Consider the following 20,503-nt stretch of genomic DNA (forward strand, 5'->3'; position numbering starts at 1 on the left):
AATAAGTAATAGATAATTATCATTACAATATTGAATAGAGATTACCCTAAACCATGTATATTATTCGTCCTAAAAAGGTCGTTTTCTAAAAGATTGTTGTTTATGGTTGTATCATTCAATGCGAATGGTGGACGTTTTCCTCAGGAAAACCTGTCTTCTTTCGGGCTACCAGACTGGTGATAAGTAGAAATCTGCTCGTAATCCTCGCAATATCTCCTTTATCTGTGACCTCTCATTCTGTTAGACAGTCTCCTTAATTTGCACGATCTCAGCGGAATCATCTGCAATTACTGTTTCCACTGGAGGGCCGAAGCGATCCGAGCAGATGACGCTTGGAGCTAGACACCAAAAAACTGTAAAGATAATACTCTAACACTTAATTGAACTTAAACTCTCTGTAACAAGAACAAAAAATCCAGAAAGTGTTTACTACACCTTCTGGATTTAATTACATGATAATACTTTTTTGTAACAGTTTCTTTAATAATGGGAATAAAATATCTGGCAACTCATTAATATCTGGAACGATGATACTGTAGTTTCCATATATATTTTCAATGGTTTTTCGGACACTTTCTTCTACTTCCCCATTGGACAAGAAGATATTAATGCATTCAATACCAGCCTTCCTTGCTTCAAGAACCGCTTCATGCGTATCAACGATTCCATTTTGTTCATAACCAAAAGCTGCAGGCTCACCATCAGAAAATACAATCAAAAACTTTTGCTTTTCTGTTCTCCTTTGAAGTCGTTTCGTCATGTGCCGAATAGCAAAACCATCACGATTATCTTCTTGCGGCTCTAATTGTACGATTTCTGGACCTTTAGAAGGTTGAGAAGATGTTTCAAATTTAATCACATGTTGAAAATAGTTCGGTTGATACGTCTCCGTTGCATCTTGAGTATCCTCCCAAAAGCCGATGATTTCATGAGGCACTAAAACGCTTTTTAGCGCTTCATGAAAGAGAGTAATACCTCGTTTCGTTTCCTCCATTTTATCAAACATCGATGCTGAACAATCGACTAATAATGTAAAAACTGCATCAATTTCGGAAGATGGATGTTCTTTTTTGTAAAACATTCTCGGGTTTTCTTCAGTGAAAAGGCGGACGAGCTTCTTGCTTAAGCGACCGTAATGATAATCTGTTTTCGGTCGTTGCTTTTTGTGTTCCAACATTTTTTGGATGATGTTTTTCAACTTTTTTTGGTAGGTAATGATTTCTTTTTTGTACGTATCATACTTTTGCTTATCTTGGACGGTTACGGGCAAAATGTCCTTCGTTAAGGCAGTTGCATACTTGTTTTCCTTCCCATAAGAGGATTTTCCTGCAGCCTCATCTGTATCTTCATACAGACGATCAGCCTCCAGTTCTGAATAATCATTTTGAGAAGTCTGCTGACTACGCCCATGTACTAACCCGAGTGCTTGGTCATGAGAATCGCCTTCTCGAGCCGTTCCTTCTCCTAAAATATCTGTTTTCGTCCCGTGTTCTAAATCAAATTGTAGAAAGCTTTTTGTTGGTTTACTCGTTTCCCGATGCCAAGTTGGAAGCTTATCTTCATGAACATCTTCGTCCCCTTCTTTCGCATCCTTCAATACATCATCATTACTTAACCCATCTTTTCGTTTTAAATCATCAAACGTTAAACCGCTCGATTCTTCTATTAAATCGAGTTCAGGTAAAATAAAGTATGAGCTAAACAGATCTTTGGAAAGAACTTCTTCTAGCACTTCAATTGTTTCTAAAACAATGTCATTTATATCCAGTGTCGATGCTGCATCAAATGAACGAGTAAGTTGCTGTTTTAAAAATGGCACTACTAAATCAATTTTTTCTTCTATTGGAGGCAATTCTTCCAAAGGTGATGTCGCATTTAACAATAGGTATAGACCATTAAATAATGCGTCTGTATAAACACTGCGGTCCAAGTTCGCTTTTAATTGTGTTTCATAATACTTTCGGTACATGCGCCTTCTAGCCTCAAACGCTTTTTTTGTTCCGGGTCTTAGACGCACTATTTCATCTTCAAGTCGTTGATCTTCTAACATCATAAACAGCTGCCGGGCGAAATTTTGTAAAGGTGATTGCTTTACTTTCTTTAAAAACGATTCCATTACTGTAAAGTCGGTGTCAAAATAACTCCCAAGGCTACGAAGATAGACATCGGTCTTTAAACCATACATTTTATCCTTTAAGGGCCGATGATTCCAAAAATGGGTGACGTAAATATTTTTTTCAACCGGGTGATAATAGGACTGTACCCCAAATTTCACCTCAACTTCGGTATCTTTCGTCAATGCTTTTGCTAGATCAATTAGTTCCATAAAAGCAAAAGAATCGACGACTTCGTCATTAAATTTAATAAATCTCATAGACGAAACCCTCACTCAAAGATTGTTTCTGCAACATTTCGAATTGCCGCTTTTTCTCTCTCGTCTTCTAATTTCCCAATGATTCCTCGTTCAATTGCTCGTTTCGGTGGAATGTATACAGCTAAATCACATGTATCTAACAATGCGCGAATAGATGCCGCTTCTTCTGACATTTGTCCATTTTGAACTTGTCCAATTATATCGGTAGATAATGTGACAAACTGCTCAATCAATTGTTCATTGGAAAGCTTTGATTGGGCTTGGATAACTTTTTTTAGTGTGACCCCCGAAATATAAGGAACGTCGATAATAACAAAGCGATTTTTCAACGCTTCATTCAACGGTACGGTTCCAACATACCCTTCGTTAATTGCAGCAATGACTCCAAACCCTTCTTTCGCTCGTATGACTTCCCCAGTAAACGGATTGGTAATCGTTTTACGGTAGTCTAGTACTCCATTTAGAATCGGGAGTGTCTCTGGCTTTGCCATATTAATCTCATCTATATAGAGTAAGTGCCCTTGCTTCATCGCTTTAATAACCGGTCCTTCGACAAATGAGATGACTTGCTTCTCATCAACATAGTCAATTGTTTTATAACCTAATAATGCTTCCGCATCTAAATCAACCGAACAGTTGATGCTATGCATCGGCTGAGAGTATGTTGCGGATAACGTTTCCGCTAACTTTGTCTTTCCAGAACCTGTAGGTCCTTTTAATAAAACATTTTTTCCGAGCGATAATGCAATTAATGCATCTTCTAATATTTTTGAATCTTGAGCAACATATCCTCCTGCTCCGATCAGTCTTTGTTCTTCAGAGCTTTGATTTGATTGATATCGCTCCTGAATCATTTTTTGAATCTCTTCAGGTAATGTTTGTACGAATTGACTCATAACGTAACCCTTTCTACTATGAATATTCTAAGCTTAAATTTTACCTAAAAATTAAATGAATGAAAAGGAATTAACTACGAAAAACAAAAGAATACGAGTCACGTTTTCCCGATTACAGTTCATCCGTTTAGTTGTGAACTTAATATCTTTATAAGAACATTGAAAAGCGCAGAGGTTATAGTCCCCTGCGCTTTTAATATCTCATCACAGTTACCCTTTTTGCCATTCATCTCCACATAACTCTAGTATATTTAAACCTTCTGATGCTTCAGGTGCTTCAAAAAATTTCGTAACACGGAAAAACATTGCTTCCGTATCAAAAGGTGCTCTTTCGGGTTGTTCAGTACGCCTTCGTTCAATTTGTCGTAAGCATTGTTCGTTCTTTACATTCAGATATATTAGTTGGTGGCATGCATTAACCCCTGATGCCATATCCAAAAACCACTCCCGCTGTTTTTTCGTATTAGCCGGGAAATCCATTACAACATCTGTACCGACACTTAATATGTTTTGGACATGTTTTTTCACCAATGGCTTGATTTGCAGTGAAAATTTCAAATAATCATCAAAGGTTTTGATTTGATTGGGAAACAGAGATGAAAGCCACTCATCCTCCGATAAGAGTACCGCATGTTTATCCTTCGCTAACTGTATTGATTTCGTTGATTTTCCTGCGCCCATTTTTCCGCAGAAAAAGTATAGCGTTCCTGTTTGATTCAAATTTTTAAACCCCCGTACTTTTTGCGCAACATGGCCTAGCTTGTCGGTTGAATTGGTTTTTCAATAGCTTGAACAATCACTTACATCCAAATCGTCCTTACAAAAGATTATTGAAAATAACGTTTTGCTCCTAAGTACCGTTCCTTCCAATAGGAATTCGTTAAGCTAGAAATCATCACACCGCTAGAACTAGCATGAATGAATTGCTGATTCCCTAAATAAATTCCCATATGTGAAGGGCCTTCTTTATACGTTTCAAAATAAACAAAGTCTCCAACAGAAGGCTCTTTCACTTCTGTCATTACGTTCCAATACCCAGCAGTAGACAAACGAGAGATCGATGTTACTTTATTCATTACGTAATAAATAAAGCCGCTACAATCAAATCCAGATGGAGTATTCCCTCCCCACTTATAAGGAGTGCCGGTGAGTTTTTTTGCCTCATTAATCATCAACAGAACTTTACCGTTTGTAATCGTATCGGTTTGTTGTTCAGTTTGAGTTTGCTTTTCACTTGGTGTAGGCGAATCAACAACCGTTGTTGTTACTTTTAATACTTGTCCTGGATAAATAGTGTCTGAGCTTAATTGATTCATAGATTTAAGCTGCTGAACAGATACATTTAATGAAGAAGCGATTTTCCATAGCGAATCACCTTGTTTCACCGTATATGTATTCGATACTTCCTTATTAGATGATTGCTTGTTTTCTGTTGTATTCGACTGACTTGACTCCGCTGGCGTCTGACCTTCTGTCTTATTCAGCTTTAGCGTCTGCCCAGGATAAATGACATCAGAAGACAATGCATTCCATTCTTTTAATTGTTGAACTGAAACGGAGTGCTTGTTGGCAATTAACCAGAGCGAGTCCCCTTTTTTCACAGTATATGTTTTATTTGTTGAAGTCGTTTCAGTTGGTGTTTCTTGTTTCACAGTACTTGTTGTCGTTTCATTGTTGTTTTGCCCAGGAATTTGAAGTACTTGTCCTACATACAAGAAATCAGTTGTAAGGCCGTTAACTGATTTTAATGAGGACACTGACGTATTGTACTTTTGAGACAAACTCCAAAGCGTATCACCAGACTTTACTTTAATACTATCTGCAGATGCGATGGTGGTAATCATTGTAGAACCAAGTACAGCTGATGTTGTTAGTCCGATTATTTTCCGCTTCATATAGCGAATACCCTCCTAGAAACACATTCGATTAACATAATTTTACTAAATGCAAGTCTAAAAAACTACAATATTTTTTGTTTTTATGCATAAATATATATATTTTCCTATTTTCCGAGAGGGCCGATTCTACAAAATCGAACGATACGAGCTTTCTTATACTTTTTTGGCAACCGCATTTGTCAGGAAACGTTTTTGATAATAAACGAAAGAAACAGTAAATAGCGAAAACAAACCAAATAACAACACCATCTTTTGAAGTCCAATTGTATCTAAAAATAAACCTGTTAATAACAAAACGATTTGGAACAATATTCGATCATACATACTTCTAAATGAAAAGAGACGTCCATGATAAGCACGATCTACTTTTGTTTGTAAGATGGTCGTTACGATTGGGAAAAAACATCCCGCTGAGATTCCAAATACCGCAAAGGAAATATATATTGTGGACTTGTATTCACTATAGAATAATAGTAGATGCGCAATGGAAATAAATATGGCGAATAGAAGCATTAACTTCTCATGGTCAACAACTTCTGTTAACCGTTTAACGAGAAATGCCCCTAATAAAAAGCCAATTCCTTCAACAGTATAGATCATCCCTTTCATTGAGGCTTCTTGATGCCATTCACTTAATTCAATGACCATTAAATTAAATCCGCCAATGAAGATAATTGGGACAATCATTAATATCACCGCGCGAAGTGCAATATCGTTTTGTTTCAATATAGGAAAAACCTCGACAAAAGATGTTTTTTCTTTCTTTTTCGATTTATTCTGTTCTTCTTCTGGTACTTGCAAATAAAATGTCGCAACAAAAAGTGCAAAATAGGCAACCATTGAACCTACATATAAAGTAGAAAGACTTACAATCGTTAGAAGAAATCCAGCCAAAGCCGTTCCAGCAATACGTGAGATAGTCCCGACATTCATATGAACACGATTTAAATCAAGGATTTCTTTCTCCTCTACAATCATGGGAATGACAGCTTGCAATGCAGGAAAGTAAAAGGCTGCTGAAATTTGAATGACAATTAAAAATAAAACCATAAAAAAGATTTCTTGTTCCGCAATCGCCCAAAACATAAATAATACACTAACCATACGCCCTAAGCTTGCGTACACAAGTATTGCTTTTTTGGAGTAGCGATCAATTACGTTTCCAGCTAGCGGACCGACCACTACTCCAGCTAAAAGGCCAATAAATAAAATAACCGATTTCTTGAAATCGGATGGTATATTTTGCTGCATAAATTCTAAGTTACCGATGATTCCAAGCCATAAACCTAATCCAGCAATGAGCTCACCCGATAATACTATCCATACATTTCTATTTCTCCACATGGTATATACCCTCTTTTAATTTTTTAACATTTACTATAGCACGCTTTTTATTGTTTCGCTATACGAAATAAGTATTGAATATTGAAAAAATTGTCAGTCTACTACTTTTTTTATATAATTCATTCATACTCTATTGAAATCGAGGAAACGGATATGAAGATAACTAATTCTTTAAAGGAAAAAGTCCTGCAGTTTTTCGTGATTTTTACACCCATTTTCATCACCCAGATTAGTTTATATGCAATGAATTTCTTTGATACGATGATGTCTGGTCGTGTCAGTTCGGCCGATTTAGCTGGAGTCGCCATCGGATCAAGCATATGGGTTCCCGTATATACAGGATTGAGCGGTATTTTACTTGCAATCACCCCGATAGTCGCCCAATTAGTTGGAGCCAAAAAAGAAAACGAAGTATCAAATTCTGTCTTTCAAGGAATCTATTTATCACTCTTTTTGTCTGTTATTATTTTAATTATGGGTTTCGTGACGATCGATTGGATACTTGGTTTAATGGATTTAACAGATTCCGTAAACCGAATTGCGAAAGGATACTTGATTGCACTATCATTTGGTATCTTCCCTTTATTTGCAAACACCGTATTTAGAAGTTTTATTGATGCGCTAGGACAGACGCGTGTGACGATGGTCATTACCTTAACATCGCTACCTGTTAATATACTGTTTAATTATGTTTTTATTTTCGGAGCGTTTTTCATTCCTAGCTTCGGTGGGATTGGTGCGGGAATTGCTTCTGCAATTACGTACTGGTTTATTTTCGGTTTATCCTTTTATATTGTAAAGAAAAAAGATCCCTTCTGTCGCTTCCGTATTTTTGAAGCATTTAAACCTGTATCGATGGCGAAATGGAAAGAAATTTTACAAGTCGGAGTGCCTATTGGCCTTTCAATCTTTTTTGAAACGAGTATCTTCGCTGCTGTTACGTTATTCATGAGCAACTACGATACTGTGACGATCGCTTCCCATCAGGCAGCGTTAAATTTTGCCTCCATGATGTATATGCTTCCATTAAGTATATCAATGGCATTAACGATTGTAGTGGGCTTTGAAGTGGGCGGCAGAAGGTGGAGAGATGCGAAACAATATTCAGTCATTGGAATCGCATTTGCAGTTCTCTTATCCATTGTAACAGCTGCGATTATTTACTTTTTACGTTCACCGATTGCAGGCCTTTATACAACAGAAGAAGCTGTTTTATATTTAACGCAACAGTTCCTTTTATACGCCATTTTCTTCCAGCTTTCTGATGCGATTCAAGCACCCATTCAGGGCGTACTTAGAGGATATAAAGACGTGAATGTCACTTTCATTATGTCTTTAATTTCTTATTGGGTTATCGGTTTACCTGTTGGATTTATTCTTGCAAATGAAACAACACTCGGCCCATTTGGTTATTGGGTCGGTTTAATAACTGGTTTAGCCGTTGGAGCCATTTGTTTATCTTTCCGTTTGAAAATCGTACAAAAAAAGTTTCAGACTATAAACGAAGGGGCTGCTTTATAAGTCCCTAAAAATGAAGCAAGTGGACTGTTTTCTCCACTTGCTTTTGTTTTTTATGATGTAATACTTTTTACTTTCCAACGATCTATTGGAACCACTACATATCAGTCATATAAAACGTCTTCAACTTGTATCCTTCATGTACTTAGCTTACTTCGGAAAGGCAATTCGCACCCTTGCTCTCAGTGCGTAAGAGAAGATTTCGTTGTGAAAATGATGGTTAACATGGCAATTGAATGAGGAACCTTATCAACTTGATTGAGAGGATTATTGTTGGTAGGTTTTATTATTTTCCGTAACTCATTTGAAATAATATACGGCTATGCCGATTGGGTTGGTCACCCTACAGTTACGAGAACGAAATTTTTTTTTGCTTCTTTTCTTATCAAGAGGAAGGGGCTGAAAATTCGGACATCCCCCTCCTTTTTTATTAATCGAACTTGTACGTCCAAAACACTTCTTTCTCTAACATTTGTTGTAATCGTTGATCAAATTGAATATTTTGAACAAGCCAAAATGTCTGTGACTTATGCGCTTTAATGGCTTCAAGCTTTATGTCAGCTACTTCTTTTATGTCAATTTCAACATCTGGGTGTCCAATATGCTCAAAGCGGTCATTGGAAAAAGCTAGACAATAAACAGTTGGACGTAAATGTGCTTCCATTTTTTCAACCGCACGAATGACAGCTGCACCGCACGCATCGTGATCAGGATGAACAGCATAGCCTGGATAAAATGTCACAATATGCGTTGGTTTCACATCTTGGATAATGTCATAAAAATGATTGGAAAGTTTTTCATCATCTTCAAACTCCAACGTTTTATCTCGATATCCTAACATTCGTAAATCTTTAATATCAAGAACTTTCGCGACTTCTTCCAACTCCTGCTTTCGAATATTTCGTAACGTTTCCCGATTAGCAATGATGGGGTTTCCCATATTTCTCCCCATTTCTCCTAAAGTACAGCATGCATACGTAACAGGCACGTTTTCTTTTCGTTTTAAAGCGATAAACCCAGCGACGCCAAACGCCTCATCGTCCGGATGGGGCAAGATAACTAATAATCGTTCTTCCATCGTTATACTCCTTTATTCTTGAAATGGTGATTTACTTATTTGAAGCGCAATAGCCAATTTGCCATCTTGATCATGTCCTGCCATTAATAATCGACCACCGTTATCGATTTCATAATCGGTAATTCCCTCCGCATAAATCCATCCATCTTCAGTCTTTAACCCTACGCGATAAGGGCCTTTCCCTTTTATTTTCGCTTGTGAGAATTTTACTTTTGCATTTCGAATAAACGCAACAACAGTCATATTATTTTCGTTATTATGAGCGTTATAGGCACCTGTTGTCGTTTCCAAGTGTACATATACATTTTCATGAACAAATTCATCTAATTTACGCTGAATTTGTTCTACATTTACTTTTTGCAACGTAATGAACCTCCTTAATTTCTTATTATTTTTCTTGCTTCCATCATGATGTTTCGAATAATGACTCTTTTTGTGTATAAAGTTCTTTTACATACCCTTTCAGAGAACCCAAACATTCTTCAGATGCATGCTTATTTTCGGTAGATACCCCTGTATTGTAGCTACCCTCCACTTTGTTTGTCTAAAGAAACCACGACCTTTAACATATTCGTTATGAATACGGGATAACGACTTGAATTTATGTACCGATAATTTTTAGTATTCGACATGGCCAAGACTCATGTTGCATTTCTATAATATGGTCTTTCAACACCTTATAACTTTCTTGTTCAATCTCAGACTTTCTCGTTTTCGAAAGGTTAAAAGGGACTAACTACCCATCCGTATCAAGAACGAATTTCTTCTATTACTTCATGATGCAACAATAATAACTGCAGTTTTTCTTCATGGGACAAGTTGGAATAGACAATCCGTTTTGAAGCTTGAACGAATTTTGCTTCAGGTGATTTTCGTAAACGTGGGTGAGTCTTCTCATCCAATAATTCAGCTTTAATAATATCTTTCAATGTAAATTCTTCATTGTGTACCTCTTTTAAGGATCTGTTCGACCATAGGGATTGATAAGATTTTAACAACTCATTCATATCCAACGTATTCTCCTTCGTATTGTAAAAGTTTTAGATGCATAAGTAAAAAATTTTGCTTTGGCTGTTTTTGTATGCTTTGCTGTTTTTTCAGCCATTTTTAGAATGAATACTTACCATTATACTCCCGATAACTTGTTTTCCTCGACATCCAACAGGAATCAAGTGCCCTCCGCTTCATTACTTAAAGAAAATAATCGTGATCAATGTGTTTAATACATACTAAAAATAACAATCTTTTAGAAAAGAGCTTTGGCTTTAAATGCGAAAAGGAGCACTTTGAAGGCTCCTCATTCCACTTATGATGATTATAAATTTTATCCCTTGTTGTTTACATAAGATAATTATTGTATACCTAAATTAGGTGAGCCTTATGCATTATTTTAAAGTTCTTCACAACGGCTCCTTATCCCTGCTGTTGAAGGGAGACAGTTGCTCGATTATCGACTTTTCACAAGTAATTGAACCGCTTCTTCAACTAGATGTTTTGTATCTTCACCCTTTTCGATTTGGTCGCGGACACACTTTTCTAAATTGGCACTTACGACGACTCCGATCGTTCGGTCTAATCCATTTCGAGCTGCCGACATTTGCGTCACAATTTCCCGGCAATCCTTCCCTTCTTCCATCATTTTCAAAATGCCGCGAAGCTGCCCCTCAATTCGTTTTATCCGATTCTTCATTTGTTGTGTATATTCCATAGCGCATTCTCCTTTTACATATGGAATGATTTAGCTTTCTTCCATTTCCATTTGCTTTTAACGTTCATTTGGCTTAATGTAAACACAATTATACCACACCAAATGAACGAGAATGTAAAGAAGTCATAGACCGAAAATGGTTCATGATATAAGAAAACTCCAATAAAAAATGTAATCGTCGGTGCGATATATTGTAAGACACCTATCATAAAGAGCGGAATTTTTGTTGCACCGCTCGCAAATAATAGCAATGGAATGGCCGTTGCAATCCCTCCACCAATGAGTAATAAGACGGTATGCATATCACTGATTAAAAAGGCGCTTTCTCCATTTGACGAAATATATATAAAGTAACTCATGGCAATTGGTAAAACAAATAAAGTTTCGAGCGTTAAGCTAAATGAAGCTTTTAATTTTGTCATCTTTTTCGTTAAACCGTAAAACCCAAACGTTAATGCGAGCAACAAGGAAACCCACGGAATCTTCCCGTATTCGAATGCTGAAATAAGAACTCCAATTCCAGCAAGCATAAATGCAACTTGTTGACCTCTGTTCATTTTTTCACTCAAAAAAAGTTTTCCTAAAAACACACTTACGATTGGATTAATATAATAGCCTAAACTTGTTTCTAAAACTCTTTCATGATTAACTGCCCATATGTAGACAAACCAATTTATACTTATTAGCACCGACGATAAAAATAAGTATAGAAGTAATTTCGGTTTTCTCAATATTTCTGTAATTTGTCCAAGAAGCTTGCGGACCTCGCGAGTGAAAATAAGTAAGATGATCATAAATCCAAATGACCAAATAATTCGATGAGCTAGTATTTCTTCTGAAGGAACTTCCTCCAAAAATTTCCAATAAAGCGGAAACACTCCCCACAAAATGTACGCTAGTGCCATGTAAAAAACACCTTGTTTTTCCTCGATCATAGTAAAAGCACCTCTATTTCATATGATATTGTGATGAACATTTACGAATAGAATTCATATAGTAGTGTGATTACGTTCTATTTCACCTAAAAAGGATGTGGATAAAATGTTTCCTTGGAATAAATCCTCCAACTTCCCCTTTCAAATGAATGATATGCTTAAAAACATGAATCCAAAAGATGTCGAAAAGTATGTCAACGATGTGATGACTCAAGTATTTGGTGAATCATTCTCTCCTTCTATGATCATGCGTGAAGATGACAATCAAGTTTCTGAAGAAACAAAAGTTGAAGAATTACCGATTGATGTCATTGAAACGAGTGAATATGTGTTTGTCAAAGTCCCTCTAAGCGATGAAAATCATCCGATAAAAATTCGTCATACACATCATACGTTACACATTATCCAAAGTTCGGAAGTGGAGTTTCAAAAGATTATGCTCCCTGCCCCCGTTCGTCGTAAAGGAACAAAAGCCTTTATTAAAGAACAAACGCTAGAAATTCAATTAACGAAGATGGAAGATGTTGATTATACCGAAATTGAAATAACCCCTTAAAAAACTACCTGTTCTGTACAGGTAGTTTTTTATCATGATCATTTCCTTGTTACATGTGGTAACTTACATACTACTTCACTGTTCGCATCAATAACTTCCTATGGTAGAACTAAAACCTCTCTTTAATACGGCCCCCCACTTCCATAAGGCCCACCTGGTCCTGGTCCATACGGTGGATATGGTGGGTATGGCGGCGGCGGTGGTGGGTATGGTCCACCTCCATATGGTGGATACGGTGGTGGATAGGGGTATGGTGGGCGCGGACGAATGATCGCACTCCCTAACAAACCTCCAAGAAACCCACCGATAAAAGGAAACCCAATTGGAAAAAACGGACGAAAACCGGGACCTCCTGGATTACGCATATATCTCGGATACATCGAAACACCCTTTCAAATGTTCTTTCTTTAAAGGGTATTCACCTATAGACTATTTGGAATGGGCGTTCGTCCTAAAAAACCAAATAAACTTACGACTTCAGCATTCTGTCTGATATTGATAAGCCCATTTTTGAGCTTCCATCATTACATTTTCAAGCGATTGACCTTTATCGGTTAAAGCATATTCAATTCGGACTGGTGTTTCAGGATACACATTTCGTTTAACGATTCCCACTTCTTCCAACTCTTTCAATCTGTCAGCAAGCATTTTTTGACTAATTCCTGGGATACTTTCCGTAAGGTCTTTGAAGCGTTTTGGCCCTTTCAATAGCACATAAATGATTAAACCATTCCATCGTTTTCCCAATAAGGAAAAAGCTCGCTCAACATTTGGACAGAGCTTATCCATGTACCAATCATCCCCTACTGCATTTTTCTTGACGTTTATGAAAAATATGATAATAATAAATAGTGACTTACAAAAAGTGAGTCTGTTTATATTTTATATTATAGCGACTAAAGCTTATATTTACAACTTGGAGGTTTTAACATGTCTACAAATGTAATGGAAAAAGATGCACTACAAGTAATGGAGGAACGTACTTCCGTTCGCCATTATGATTCTACAGCAAAAATGACAAAAGAAGAAGTAGAAGAATTATTAACGATTACATCAAAAGCCCCATCTGCATGGAATTTACAACATTGGCATTTCGTTGTCTTCCATACAGATGAAGCAAAGAAAAAATTATTACCGATCGCTTATAACCAAAATCAAATCGTTGAATCTTCTGTTGTTATTGGCATTTTAGGTGACTTAAAAGCCAATGAAAATGCTGAAACAGTCTATAGTCCACTTGTGGAGCATGGTTACATGACCGAGGAAATTAAAGAAACGTTAGCATCTCAAATCAATGGCGCATATCAAAACGATCAATATGCACGTGATGCTGCGTTTTCAAATGCATCTCTTGCAGCTATGCAGCTTATGTTAGCCGCGAAAGCGAAAGGTTATGACACGTGTGCAATCGGTGGCTTTAACAGCCAACAATTAGTTGAACAATTTGATATTAGTAACCGTTACGTTCCAGTAATGCTCATTACAGTAGGAAAAGCTGCAAAAGAAGCTCACAAAAGTAGCCGCATTCCTGTACAAGAAATGTCTACTTGGTTATAAAAAAAAGCGGGGATCTATTCTCATAGAAATCCCCGCTTTCTTATTATTTTTGCAACAGTTCAAATGCTTTCTTTAACTGCGTATCATTATCTGCAATTTTTTCCCTTACGAGATCAAGTAATACTTCCGTTGTCTTGCCTGTTAATATCCCTGACTTTTCAAGTTCATTTTCCTGTTGAAACGCTTCGATAACCTCTACTTCATCATGATCTAAGAAACCATCTACTTCCATTTCATAACCAATCGCTTCAAACAATTCTTCTGCTGTTTTCACATCATTTGAAGAATCCCCTTGTGAAATTTCTATAGTAGGGTCTAAGTAAGAAATATGGGCATAGTCTGGAAGCGAAACTTCATATTGAGGCTTTAGGCCATCTTCATGAATCCATGTTCCTAAAGGAGTAAGCCATTTTGCTATCGTGTACTTAATGGATGTTCCATCTTCAAACTCTTGGGCATTTTGCACCGTTCCTTTTCCAAAAGTAGTTTCACCTACAATTGGTATGTTTGCTGATTCGTGTAAAGCACCAGCCATAATCTCTGCCGCACTAGCTGTTCCTCCATCTGTTAATACAACAACCGGCCAGTTTACTACCTTCGGATTCGATGCTTTATATGTTTCAATATTCCCATCTTTATCTTCTACTTTTAAAATCGTTTTCCCTTTTTCTAAGAACATATCCGTCATTGCAATCGCTTGATCCATTAAGCCACCAGGATTTTGTCTTAAGTCCAAAACAATACCTTGAATGTTTTGTTGTTCAAGATCGATTAAGGCTTCTGCGAGCTCTTGCCCTGTATTTTCAGAGAAGCGGGTGATTTGAATGGTTGCAATTCGATCTTCCGTAACATCGGTGTACACGGTGTTTATCGGGATGGTGTCACGAGTGATGGTGACGGTCATTTCACCTACACCCGCACGCTCTATCGTTAATTCAACTTTAGTCCCTTTTTCACCACGAATTTTCATGACAGCTTCATTCACTGTCAGCCCTTCGATGCTTTCTCCATCGACTTCTAAAATTTGATCTTCCGGTTTTAAGCCTACTTTCTCAGCAGGAGAACCTTTGATTGGAGAGACTATAATAATTTTGCCATTGTCTTCTGTCACTTCTGCTCCTATACCTTCAAAACTTGAAGATATCGTTTCATGAAACCCTTTTGCTTCCTCTTTATCCATATAAGTTGTATAAGGGTCTTCTAAAGAATCGACCATCCCTTTAATGGCCCCTTCAATTAATAAATCTTGGTCAATATCCTCTACATATTGATTCTCGAGGATGTCCATCACTTCATTTAATTTTTCGTATGTTTCTTGACTGGACACAACTTTTGGTCCTGCTTGAATGACCATTAAGGTTGTAAAAACTGTTGCGCTAACTAATATGAGTAAGGATATGAACAGCGTTCTCTTTCTTATGTACAAAATAACACCACCTTCATTTCATGTATTCATTATGGCTAACATCATTGTATCCGTCAATAATGAAAGTATTTTTCAATTGGAATTTATTGTTTTATTTTAATCATATACCTTTACTAAGAAAAAATAATAAAATTTCAAACAAAGAACTATTTTTCACACTTGTTCTTGCTATTGAATAATACATTCTAGGCAAAAGTTTACAAAGTTTACAAAAATCCAACTTTTTTCTTAAATTATACTAAAACAGTTGATTATTTTCTAAATTTTTTGTAAATTTAATATTACAGAGAAGTTACAAAGTAGGTGATGTAGATGGATATTAAAAATTATATGGAAGAAATTGAATACAAGCTTATTCATTTTTCCTATGAACTTACTACTGATATTCATCAAAAAATTAAAACGAAAGTTTTTTATTATCAAAATCAAATAGAAACGTACGTTTCTAAACAAATCAAATGGTTTATTAATGGTTTAGCTATAAAACCAGCTTTGAAGTATGTTTATACCGTTCAACTTTCTCAACTTGTTCAAAATAAGATGAAAGATATATATCAAAAGCATGTATTATTAAAATCCATTTAAACCGAAGGGGCTGTCTGAAAAGGACTGCCCCTTTTTTCATCGTTGTCCAAATGATTGACCAACTAAACTTTCTTTTGCATATACTATATAAATTGTGAAAAGAAAGGAATTCATCAATGGAATCTCCCTATTTAAACATGTTGGCTGCATTTGGAATAAGTAGTGCTCATCCAGGCGGTTTACCTATAACAAAACACTTACTTGACTATGTAAAGTTGAAAAGAAAATGTTCTTTCGTGGATATTGGATGCGGAACTGGTCAAACGTTACAAATTCTTCATGATTTAGGTCATACTGTAACCGGCATTGATTCACATCCACAAATGGTGAAACAAGCAAAAGAGCGAATGAAAGATAAGAAAGATGTCACATTATTGAATATCGATGTTGAAGATCTTCCTTCCCTTCACCAATTTTTTCACGTCGCTTTATGTGAATCAGTTTTAGCCTTTACTAACATATCTAAATCTCTTCCTGCTATCTATAAAGTATTAGATGATGGAGGGTATTTAATGGCAATTGAAATGACAATCAGTGAGCCATTATCGTCTCAAGACAAAACAGAATTAGAACGCTTTTATGGGTTTGCACAATTCTTAACAGATGATGAGTGGATTTCAGCTTTCCAAAAAGAACAATTTCATGTTTTAGATGTTATTCACCCAGATGATTGGATTATTCACGATCAACCAATGGTTGAATTGAATATGAATAACACGATTGACGACATCTATTTTCAATATCTTGCAACACATGAACAACTTGTCATGAAATATAAAGATTGCTTGTCATACACGATTTTTATTTGCAAAAAGTAATAGGATTGGACATTTGTACAAACATCCTTCCTTCATTGGACATAGTCTAACTATGAATACATGTGAAGGAGGGAATAAAATGCCACAAAATATGTATAATTTATGCTGTCGTTATCGTGGTAAACACGTTCGAATTCAAGACCGTCGTGGCGGTTTTCACGAAGGAAGAATTACGCGTGTCACGAGAGATACCGTTTTTATTCAACCTTATATATCCAGAGGACCTAGAGGATTCGGATTTGGGTACTATGGTGGTTACTACGGAGGATACTACGGTGCTCCATTTGGAATTGGGCTTGCCTTTATTGCAGGTGTTGCCATTGGAGGACTTCTCTTCTGGTAAACTTATTATAAAACTATTTAAAGGGATGGCGCACGCTTGCCATCCCTCTTTATTTTAAATTTCTTTTACTTGATGAAAATATTCTTCCAATGTGATCTCGTACTTGTATAAAATTGAAGCGACTTCAATACCAACATAACGGATATGCCACGGTTCGTATTGATACTTCGTAATCTCTTCTTTCCCACTTGGATATCGAATAATAAATCCAAATTCATGCGCATGCTCTGCAAGCCATTTCCCTTCTTTTGTTTCGCCAAATTGTTGTGTAATGGCATATTGAACACTTGCGCTTGTCACATCTATGGTTAATCCTGTTTGATGTTCACTTTGACCTGGTTGAGCTACTGCTTGCGCTGCTACTTCCTCTCCTTTATCTTGCACTTCCATATTAAAAAGTCCTAGCTGATATTCAAATGGTCTATACGCTGAAACGCCGAATAATTGAATACCATCTTTATTCGCAGCCTCGAAAAGTTGTTCAACAGCTTTTGCCGCCTCTGCTCTCATATAACTCTTCGGAATATCTAAATCTCCAAAAGAAAACGGAATATTCGGTCTAACTAAATCACTCGGGATATAATCCGATGGTAAGTAAAAATCTTTGTTTACTAACACCAATATGTTATCTGGATTTTGAATGGTCACTTTCCCATCGACTTCTTTTACTTCGTTAAAATAAACAGACTCTAAAAGAAAGTCCGGGTTTACTGGCTCTTCCTCTTGTTGTTGTATTGGTTCTTCATTCACTGCTTCTGATTGTTGTGGCTGTTCTTCTTTTGAGATGCTGCATCCTGTTAGCAACAAAAGGACCGCGCCTCCTACGGCTATTTTCTTCATGTTTCGCCCACCTTTAAACTTACGATCAATATACATTATGGCACTTATTGTATCATGTTTTAGTGGTACCGAAAATAAAGAATCTATACTAGAAAACCTTCTTGTTCATATTATCTGCAAAAGAAGCATTAAGAAAAGCGCAAAGCGCAAGTCCTTAGGCGAAGGGCGCTGGAGGACCTGCGAGGAGGCTTCCGTCTCCACAGCAGGGCCGAAGCGACCCGAGCTGATGGCGCTTGGAGCTACACACCAAAAAAAAACGGTAAAGAGAATCCTTTAACACTTTATTGAACTTAAACTTTCTGTAACAACAAAAAAGCACGGAAATTCTCCGTGCTTAACAATGTATGGTGTATTATTCTTTAATCGCAGCTTCTAAAGCAATCTCAATCATTTCGTTAAAAGTTGTTTGACGCTCTTCAGCTGTCGTTTCCTCACCTGTTAATACATGGTCACTTACTGTTAAGACAGATAGTGCCTTACGGTTAAATTTCGCAGCTAACGTGTAAAGAGCTGTCGTTTCCATTTCGATTGCGAGAATACCATACTGAGCCCATTTTTCAAGTTCAGCATTGTCATTATAGAACATATCAGCTGTGAATACGTTTCCAACTTTTACATCAATATTACGCTCTTTCGCCGCATCATAGGCATTTTTTAATAACTCAAAGTTTGCAGTTGGCGCGTAGTCAACCCCACCAAATGTTAAACGATTCATTTGTGAGTCAGTAGATGAAGACATTGCTAAAATGACGTCACGAACGTTTACATCTTTTTGAATTGCACCACAAGATCCAACACGGATTAGCGTTTTTACATCATACTCTCGCATTAATTCGTTAACATAAATAGAGATAGAAGGTACACCCATTCCAGTTCCTTGTACAGAAATACGTTTTCCTTTATATGTACCTGTAAAACCGTACATACCGCGAACTTCGTTATAGCATGTCACATCTTCTAAAAATGTTTCCGCAATATATTTAGCTCGTAACGGATCTCCAGGAAGTAAGACCGTTTCCGCAATTTCTCCTTTTTTTGCACCAATATGTACACTCATTTTTTGTCCTCCTTATTACGTAAAAAATGAAAGCATGAACAATCTTATCATATCTCAAGTAATTAATAAATAACCTGAACGATTGAATGAAAAATTTTTTCTCGAAAGGATGAAATCGCTTTTAAGGTCGCACTATATTAGTGGAGGTGATTTTATGGGAAAAAAGCATCGCAATCGCATAAACGAACAAAAGAAAAACAACCATGTTCCTGAAAACATCATTTCGGCTGAGCAAGAGGCGCATCATAAAGAGCAAGATGCTACGAAACGTAAAAATAGCCCTGGGCATAACCTGTAGATACTTACGGTTAAGAAAAGCGCAAAGCGCAAGTCCTTAGGCGAAGGGCGCTGGAGGACCTGCGAGGTGGATTCCGTCGGCACAGCAGGACCGAAGCGATCCGAGCTGATGGTTTGAGCTAAAACGGTAAAGAGAATCCTTTAACACTTTATTGAACTTAAACTTTCTGTAACAACAACAAGAACCTTACGATATGTTCCCATCATACAAACCTCCAAAAAGATTTTTCATCTTTTCGGAGGTTTTTCGCTACCTAACATGAATCCGATTAATCTTTACCCATCCACCCGGCTGTAGCTGGTAATACGTCTGTCCCCTTTTCCCTTCATCAATTAAGACGATATCCCCAGTCCCTAAGTATCTGGCATCATAATCATCAGGCATTGCATCTGGAATATTAAACGTTCGAAAGGTTTCATACAATGCTTGCTCATGATTTTTCGCTTCGACCAGTAGACGATAAACAGCTCGATATCCTTTTTCATCCCGATAATTGGGCGTTTGAAAAATGGTTACATCATATTCCGACACTTTATTTTTAAATTTAAAAACTGAAACCATCTAATCCCTCCCGGCCTACTTCTTATTACTAATAATTAGCTTTTTCAACCGAGATTCCTTTGTAAAAAAATTATAGATTTTGTCGAACTTTATTGTAAAACGCAACCAAAATTAACAACCAACTTCCTCCCGCAAAAAAGCCAGCGAGGATGTCAGTCGGGTAATGTACTCCAACATACACACGACTTAAACCGATAAATAAGACTAGTATAACGACCATGAAGGTGATCAAAACTTTTACAATTTTATTTTTAGTTATCTGAAGCAATAAAATTAATATAAATCCAAATACGGCTATTGAATTCATTGCATGCCCACTCGGAAATGAAAATCCCCCACTTTCCATAACTCGATCAAAGCTAGGTCGTTCCCTTTCAAATAAAAGTTTCAAGAACGTGTTTACTAACCGTACTGAAAAAAATGTCATGAAAAGAAATACAATCTCGATTAATTTCCGATTTAAAAGAAAAATGAAAGCAAGAAGCATGGTAATGGGCCCCATCACTTTAATGGAACCTACGTATGTAAAGAAAATCATCCAAGTGGTTAATAAAGGAGTGCGCCACTCTTCAACTAATAACACAACTTGTTCATCAAAGTGTTGAACGGATGGATGCTGAATACATAATGCTAGAGCAAAAAAGCTTATAAACAAAATAATGAATATCTGATTTCTCATATGTATCCCCTTTAATTTTTAAAGCTATTTTC

At 36.7% G+C, this 20,503-nt stretch carries 24 protein-coding genes; 7 read left to right on the top strand and 17 right to left on the bottom strand.

The genetic code is table 11. The features are described from left to right. Positions 1–448: 448 nt before the first annotated feature. The 5 genes from ML543_RS00140 to ML543_RS00160 form a co-directional block, all read right to left on the bottom strand. Positions 449–2,374: a vWA domain-containing protein gene (locus tag ML543_RS00140; protein WP_243385099.1), complete on the bottom strand. Its 1,926-nt coding sequence runs from the start codon at positions 2,372–2,374 to the stop codon at positions 449–451. An 11-nt stretch (positions 2,375–2,385) separates the two neighbouring features. Further along, positions 2,386–3,270, bottom strand: a complete 885-nt coding sequence (locus ML543_RS00145) for an ATP-binding protein (RefSeq protein ID WP_243385100.1) — start codon at positions 3,268–3,270, stop codon at positions 2,386–2,388. 210 nt (positions 3,271–3,480) lie between these two features. Beyond that, entirely contained in the window at positions 3,481–3,990 is a 510-nt protein-coding gene (locus tag ML543_RS00150) for a P-loop nucleotide/nucleoside kinase family protein (RefSeq protein WP_243385101.1), read from the bottom strand. Between the two features lie 107 nt (positions 3,991–4,097). Continuing rightward, entirely contained in the window at positions 4,098–5,165 is a 1,068-nt protein-coding gene (locus tag ML543_RS00155; protein ID WP_243385102.1) for a C40 family peptidase, read from the bottom strand. Positions 5,166–5,321: 156 nt separating this feature from the next. Next, entirely contained in the window at positions 5,322–6,512 is a 1,191-nt protein-coding gene (locus tag ML543_RS00160; protein WP_341482334.1) for an MFS transporter, read from the bottom strand. A 153-nt stretch (positions 6,513–6,665) separates the two neighbouring features. Between ML543_RS00160 and ML543_RS00165 the strand changes: the two genes are divergently transcribed. After that, entirely contained in the window at positions 6,666–8,033 is a 1,368-nt protein-coding gene (locus ML543_RS00165; RefSeq protein WP_243385104.1) for an MATE family efflux transporter, read from the top strand. A 427-nt stretch (positions 8,034–8,460) separates the two neighbouring features. Here the strand turns inward: ML543_RS00165 and bshB2 are convergent, their stop codons facing one another. The 5 genes from bshB2 to rarD all read right to left on the bottom strand — a co-directional run bounded on the left by bshB2 (position 8,461) and on the right by rarD (position 11,751). Then, entirely contained in the window at positions 8,461–9,108 is a 648-nt protein-coding gene (gene bshB2, locus ML543_RS00170) for a bacillithiol biosynthesis deacetylase BshB2 (RefSeq protein ID WP_243385105.1), read from the bottom strand. 12 nt (positions 9,109–9,120) lie between these two features. Next, complete coding sequence (locus ML543_RS00175; protein WP_243385106.1) at positions 9,121–9,471, bottom strand: YojF family protein; 351 nt, start codon at positions 9,469–9,471, stop codon at positions 9,121–9,123. 386 nt (positions 9,472–9,857) lie between these two features. Then, entirely contained in the window at positions 9,858–10,115 is a 258-nt protein-coding gene (locus ML543_RS00180; protein WP_243385107.1) for a hypothetical protein, read from the bottom strand. A 440-nt stretch (positions 10,116–10,555) separates the two neighbouring features. Further along, positions 10,556–10,816 (bottom strand): metal-sensitive transcriptional regulator, encoded by a 261-nt coding sequence (locus tag ML543_RS00185; RefSeq protein ID WP_243385108.1) that lies wholly within the window; start codon positions 10,814–10,816, stop codon positions 10,556–10,558. A gap of 14 nt (positions 10,817–10,830) precedes the next feature. Continuing rightward, a complete protein-coding gene (gene rarD / locus ML543_RS00190) occupies positions 10,831–11,751 on the bottom strand; it encodes an EamA family transporter RarD (RefSeq protein WP_243385109.1) in 921 nt (306 codons plus the stop codon). Between the two features lie 106 nt (positions 11,752–11,857). Here rarD and ML543_RS00195 point away from each other — a divergent pair, with 106 nt between their 5' ends. Then, positions 11,858–12,307, top strand: a complete 450-nt coding sequence (locus ML543_RS00195) for a spore gernimation protein GerT (RefSeq protein WP_243385110.1) — start codon at positions 11,858–11,860, stop codon at positions 12,305–12,307. 122 nt (positions 12,308–12,429) lie between these two features. Here ML543_RS00195 and ML543_RS00200 read toward each other — a convergent pair whose 3' ends face one another. After that, positions 12,430–12,687: a hypothetical protein gene (locus ML543_RS00200; protein WP_243385111.1), complete on the bottom strand. Its 258-nt coding sequence runs from the start codon at positions 12,685–12,687 to the stop codon at positions 12,430–12,432. Positions 12,688–12,784: 97 nt separating this feature from the next. Further along, the gene (locus ML543_RS00205; RefSeq protein WP_243385112.1) at positions 12,785–13,096 is read right to left on the bottom strand and encodes a winged helix-turn-helix transcriptional regulator; all 312 of its coding nucleotides are present in this window, start codon (positions 13,094–13,096) and stop codon (positions 12,785–12,787) included. 141 nt (positions 13,097–13,237) lie between these two features. Here ML543_RS00205 and ML543_RS00210 point away from each other — a divergent pair, with 141 nt between their 5' ends. After that, entirely contained in the window at positions 13,238–13,864 is a 627-nt protein-coding gene (locus ML543_RS00210; RefSeq protein ID WP_243385114.1) for a nitroreductase family protein, read from the top strand. Positions 13,865–13,907: 43 nt separating this feature from the next. On the opposite strand, the gene ML543_RS00215 is transcribed toward ML543_RS00210, so the two are convergent. After that, positions 13,908–15,284 (bottom strand): S41 family peptidase, encoded by a 1,377-nt coding sequence (locus ML543_RS00215; RefSeq protein WP_243385888.1) that lies wholly within the window; start codon positions 15,282–15,284, stop codon positions 13,908–13,910. Between the two features lie 318 nt (positions 15,285–15,602). On the opposite strand from ML543_RS00215, the gene ML543_RS00220 reads away from it, so the two are divergent. From ML543_RS00220 to ML543_RS00230, 3 genes are all read left to right on the top strand, one after another. Next, a complete protein-coding gene (locus ML543_RS00220; protein ID WP_243385115.1) occupies positions 15,603–15,875 on the top strand; it encodes a hypothetical protein in 273 nt (90 codons plus the stop codon). A 116-nt stretch (positions 15,876–15,991) separates the two neighbouring features. Further along, entirely contained in the window at positions 15,992–16,693 is a 702-nt protein-coding gene (locus ML543_RS00225) for a class I SAM-dependent methyltransferase (RefSeq protein ID WP_243385117.1), read from the top strand. A 79-nt stretch (positions 16,694–16,772) separates the two neighbouring features. Then, positions 16,773–17,036, top strand: coding sequence for a hypothetical protein (locus ML543_RS00230; protein ID WP_243385118.1), 264 nt, complete (start codon positions 16,773–16,775; stop codon positions 17,034–17,036). Between the two features lie 54 nt (positions 17,037–17,090). On the opposite strand, the gene ML543_RS00235 is transcribed toward ML543_RS00230, so the two are convergent. Together ML543_RS00235 and deoD are read right to left on the bottom strand one after the other, a co-directional pair. Then, positions 17,091–17,876 carry a M15 family metallopeptidase gene (locus ML543_RS00235; RefSeq protein WP_243385120.1) on the bottom strand — a complete coding sequence of 262 codons (786 nt, stop codon included), beginning with the start codon at positions 17,874–17,876 and terminating at the stop codon, positions 17,091–17,093. 352 nt (positions 17,877–18,228) lie between these two features. Beyond that, positions 18,229–18,933: a purine-nucleoside phosphorylase gene (gene deoD, locus ML543_RS00240; protein WP_243385122.1), complete on the bottom strand. Its 705-nt coding sequence runs from the start codon at positions 18,931–18,933 to the stop codon at positions 18,229–18,231. 154 nt (positions 18,934–19,087) lie between these two features. On the opposite strand from deoD, the gene ML543_RS00245 reads away from it, so the two are divergent. Beyond that, positions 19,088–19,231 (top strand): hypothetical protein, encoded by a 144-nt coding sequence (locus tag ML543_RS00245; protein ID WP_243385123.1) that lies wholly within the window; start codon positions 19,088–19,090, stop codon positions 19,229–19,231. Between the two features lie 249 nt (positions 19,232–19,480). Here ML543_RS00245 and ML543_RS00250 read toward each other — a convergent pair whose 3' ends face one another. Both ML543_RS00250 and ML543_RS00255 read right to left on the bottom strand, forming a co-directional pair. Further along, entirely contained in the window at positions 19,481–19,792 is a 312-nt protein-coding gene (locus tag ML543_RS00250) for a YodL domain-containing protein (protein ID WP_243385124.1), read from the bottom strand. A gap of 70 nt (positions 19,793–19,862) precedes the next feature. Further along, positions 19,863–20,471, bottom strand: coding sequence for a phosphatase PAP2 family protein (locus ML543_RS00255; RefSeq protein ID WP_243385125.1), 609 nt, complete (start codon positions 20,469–20,471; stop codon positions 19,863–19,865). Positions 20,472–20,503: the final 32 nt, after the last annotated feature.

The sequence above is a fragment of the Bacillus kexueae genome, from assembly GCF_022809095.1.
GTDB lineage: Bacteria > Bacillota > Bacilli > Bacillales > Aeribacillaceae > Bacillus_BZ > Bacillus_BZ kexueae.